Here is a 1,618-nt window from a genome sequence, read left to right as displayed (position 1 = left end):
TTCCTCAGGAAAGAAAAATTGAAGCGGTATAAAGTCTTCATGCGAATCGATTGAGCATTTCAATTCTTTATTCCATGATGGATATACAGTCGGTTCAGAAAAATTAACCGCAGGATGCACATCATGTGCAATATACTGCTCACCGTCTATTTCTGCGTTAACGTCATAAGTGAACATCGGTTCTTCTTCTGCTACGGCTCCATGAGAAGCATCAGGAGAGGTTTTAGATTTAAAGTCACACATCTGCATTACCTACTTAATAATTAGTGAATAATCGCCGGTTACGAGCTCTACACCGTCACATTTTACTGCGCCGCTTTCAATATCTTTTTTTAGCAACGTTTTATCTACTGTTTCAGAAACAGAAACCACAACATATTCATCTGGAATTTTCGATTTGTCTATCACGCTTAGGCTTGTGCGTCCTTTACGAAAATAACCATTGAACATCCCAGTATCAAATTTTTTCTGGCCTATGTTTTCCAATCCAACACGCAGATTATTGGTGATGTTATTAACCTGGTTATCTTTGCGAGTTTTAAGATCGGATAACCGGTCAATCTCAGCCTGAATCATTTCCGACTCACGGATCATTTTATTGCGAACTTTGCAATAATCATTGATCTTATCGTTAAGTTCACCGGCCATTCCTTCGAAAGTATCAGCTGCATCTTCCTGTGTAAGCTCACCAGATTCGACGAGCTTTTCAAGTTCCTTTTGCTGAGCTGTTAATTCAAAAATACTACTCATTAGTTGATTCCTCTTTATCGGCTTCATTCATTTTTTTTAGTTCTTCGATTCGAGCACTACGAGCGGCGTCAAATGCTTTTATTCCCTTAGTATCGCCAACTTTTGTAGCTTTACGGACATGACCGGTAAACGTCGTCTGAATGGCTTTTACGGTGTTTAATGACGCATAAACATCAATAGCCTTAACTTTCCACTTGGCATATTCTTCGGCCTCATCGATGGTTTCTTTTTCAAGCTGTTCCTGGATAACTTCGCCAACAACGTTTGATGCATATTCAGAGTAATTTGGATTATCGTAATAGCCCTTGAAAATATCGGCATTAAATCCAAGTTCTGACAAACCTTTTGTCATTGCATCTGTACGAACTTTTTTGATAGCCTCGTTATCAACTCTCATGTACTGGTCAGGTTTACCACGCTTAACAACGGCTGATTCCATTATGGCCGCAGCGATTGGGATTTCTCCCCGGTCGCCTTCATAGTTAAAGAACATGACAGCGGTATATTGAAGCATCACTTCACCGTTAGATAGGTTAATACGGTCATACGTTTCTGAGCCAACAACTACGCCCCATTTAATCCCTTGGATGCCAAAAACTTCAGTTGCCTTTTCTTTCTGGAAAATAGCTTTAACAGTTGTACGGGTCTGTCCTGACACTGTCGCAGGTTTAACGTGTTCTGGTGGAGTAGTTTCCACTGACTTCCACAATTTAAGATTGTCCATGTCAATCACCTTATCGTTACTTGCGGAACTCTGAAAGAGCGCGGCTCAAGTCCATGCTTGCACGCTTTGCGGCTGCGACTTCTTTGAATTGATATTTATAACCGCCTTGATCTATCTCTTTCTCTAAAGCAGAAATTGATTCTT

General features: G+C 40.4%; 3 protein-coding genes. All 3 read right to left on the bottom strand.

Annotated elements, in window-relative coordinates; translation table 11 throughout:
• Positions 1 to 243: hypothetical protein (locus AC37HE_RS15005; protein WP_500783669.1), on the bottom strand; the 243-nt coding region annotated here is incomplete at its 3' end.
• A 9-nt stretch (positions 244 to 252) separates the two neighbouring features.
• Positions 253 to 750 carry a siphovirus Gp157 family protein gene (locus tag AC37HE_RS15000; protein ID WP_500783668.1) on the bottom strand — a complete coding sequence of 166 codons (498 nt, stop codon included), beginning with the start codon at positions 748 to 750 and terminating at the stop codon, positions 253 to 255.
• On the bottom strand, positions 743 to 1,474 hold the full coding sequence (locus AC37HE_RS14995; RefSeq protein ID WP_500783667.1) for a hypothetical protein: 732 nt from the start codon (positions 1,472 to 1,474) through the stop codon (positions 743 to 745). Before AC37HE_RS14995 ends, AC37HE_RS15000 begins: the two co-directional genes overlap by 8 nt.
• Positions 1,475 to 1,618: the final 144 nt, after the last annotated feature.

Source organism: Mangrovibacterium sp. (assembly GCF_059905295.1).
This window is presented reverse-complemented; position numbering and strand designations above follow the sequence as displayed.

Excerpts from the sequence above, each read along its gene's own strand:
- AC37HE_RS15000 (WP_500783668.1), bottom strand. The coding sequence starts at position 750 with ATGAGTAGTATTTTTGAATTAACAGCTCAGCAAAAGGAACTTGAAAAG.
- AC37HE_RS14995 (WP_500783667.1), bottom strand. The coding sequence starts at position 1,474 with ATGGACAATCTTAAATTGTGGAAGTCAGTGGAAACTACTCCACCAGAA.